This window comes from uncultured Campylobacter sp. (assembly GCF_938045535.1).
In the GTDB taxonomy this organism is placed as follows: domain Bacteria; phylum Campylobacterota; class Campylobacteria; order Campylobacterales; family Campylobacteraceae; genus Campylobacter_B.
In genome coordinates this window covers 1-1,785 of sequence record NZ_CALIMQ010000181.1, presented here as the reverse complement: position 1 = coordinate 1,785, position 1,785 = coordinate 1, and the positions used below count along the sequence as shown (strand labels likewise).

The 1,785-nt window shown below is 41.5% G+C and carries 1 protein-coding gene and 1 pseudogene; both read right to left on the bottom strand.

All coding sequences use genetic code 11. The features are described 5' to 3' along the window. Positions 1-465, bottom strand: a pseudogene (locus Q0095_RS05650) (hypothetical protein); the annotation flags it as partial. Positions 466-825: 360 nt separating this feature from the next. Continuing rightward, on the bottom strand, positions 826-1,572 hold the full coding sequence (locus Q0095_RS05645; RefSeq protein ID WP_297882165.1) for a DUF4198 domain-containing protein: 747 nt from the start codon (positions 1,570-1,572) through the stop codon (positions 826-828). Positions 1,573-1,785 lie beyond the last annotated feature (213 nt).

Sequence of the window (1,785 nt, the reverse complement as noted above, 5' to 3'; positions counted from 1 at the left end):
CGTTACATACCAAATGGTAACAAATTGCGTCTCTTTAATCTCTATAGAGTGATTAAGTCCTATGGCCATAGCCGCTAAAATGCAATAGAATGCCTCCACGAAAGAACCGCCTCGCTCGTGTAAGGTATAATCTAGAGTCTCCAAGCTCACAATATTATTATTCATAGAATGTGGTAAAAGTGAAATAAATACGATAGCCCAAAGCACTCGGGCGATAAAGTTAATCAAATACGCCCTAAATACCTTGCTAGCGGAGATATCCGAGATCATTTTGGTTGCCGAGAGTTTAAAAATCATCGAAGCGAAAATTATGGCGACTATTGCGGCAGCGGCGGCGAAAAACACTCTCATCGTAATGCCGTGCAAAAACTCGCAACAAGCCCAAATGATCAGATAACAGCAGATCGATAAAACGCTAGAGGTTATACCGCGAAATTTTATGGCGTTTAAAATTTTAGGGTTCATAAAGTTGTGCCTTTGGAATTTTAAAATCTATGACTTGCGGGGTTTGAAATTTAGATAAATTTTGGGGCGCGAGTGGAATTTAAATAGAGCGAAATTTTGAATTAAATTTAATCTTTTGGTTTTGAACGAGGATTGTTTCGGGCGAATAGGCACTAGAAGCTGAATTTTAAAGTTCATTTATGAAAAAGCGAGTATTCAAGCTAAAATTGAAATTTTACTAGGAAGGCTTGTCGTAGCACAATGCGCAAATCGCGACGAGTTAAAAGCGCAGCCTACGCGCGTAACCTATAAAGTCCGCGCAATATAGCGTACTCCGGCTTTTAAATTTAATAGCCGGAGTAAAATTAGAGTAAATTTAAACTATTTTACCTCAAAAGCAAATGACGCGATGATCGTCTCTTCGTCGCATTTTTTTGGATCCGAAAATGCAAGTTTATTTCTTGCTTTTAGTATCCAAGGACCCGGCTTTAGCGCCATAACCTCGATTTCGCCCTTATCGTTAGTCATACCATAAAATGCGCTCATATCTTCCAGAAATCCATCCGGCGCACCTTCAACCGCGGCATTTGCAAGCGGCTTGCCTTCAAATAGCACTTTAATTTTAAACGGCTTATTGGCTTTGAAATTTACCGGATTTTCTAAAGGTACGAGCTCGAGTCGCTCGCCCACGGGCTTAGTTATGAGATCGCCTGCTTGTGTGTTGATTACGCCCTTTGCGAGCATAGTGGCGCGACGGCAAAATTTAGCGTCTTTAATCGTATCTTTCGTGCCGCCCATATGCCATTTGCCGCTTTTATCCTCGGTCCAAAAGGTCGGTTTATATTGCCCGGTAATGATATAGACGCCTTCCGGCTGCTTTTCGCCCTCAAATTTATAGTTTTCGCTCGTGCGCTTTAGCTCGATTTTTTTGCCGTTTTTATCTATGACTACGGGGATTTCAAAATTATTCTCCCTCTGCTTATCGATCGGCTCGCACGTGGCAAATCCATCTCCAAATCCGATCTGAACCCTCAGTTTGTCGTCATTTTGACCCGCAAGCCAAAAATCATGCGCGCCAGCTACGCTAAATGCACCTAAAACTGCCAATACAGCTAAACTTTTCCTCATTTTTCATCCTTTCTTTTAGTAAAATTTACTAAATTTAAAAACTATATCTTACGCCGACGCCGAGCGTTCTGCCTTTGCCATAGGTGATCAAGACATTACTCGCTCTGTCGCGTATGTGCGAGAAGTACTCTTTGTCGGTCAAATTTTTGACGTAAAAATACACGTCAAAGCCATCTTTTAGATAGCCTACTTTTGCATCCGCTGTAAAATAGC

Bases quoted from the DNA above. Each gene is read 5' to 3' on its own strand.
- Q0095_RS05645 (WP_297882165.1), bottom strand. From the start codon at position 1,572: ATGAGGAAAAGTTTAGCTGTATTGGCAGTTTTAGGTGCATTTAGCGTA.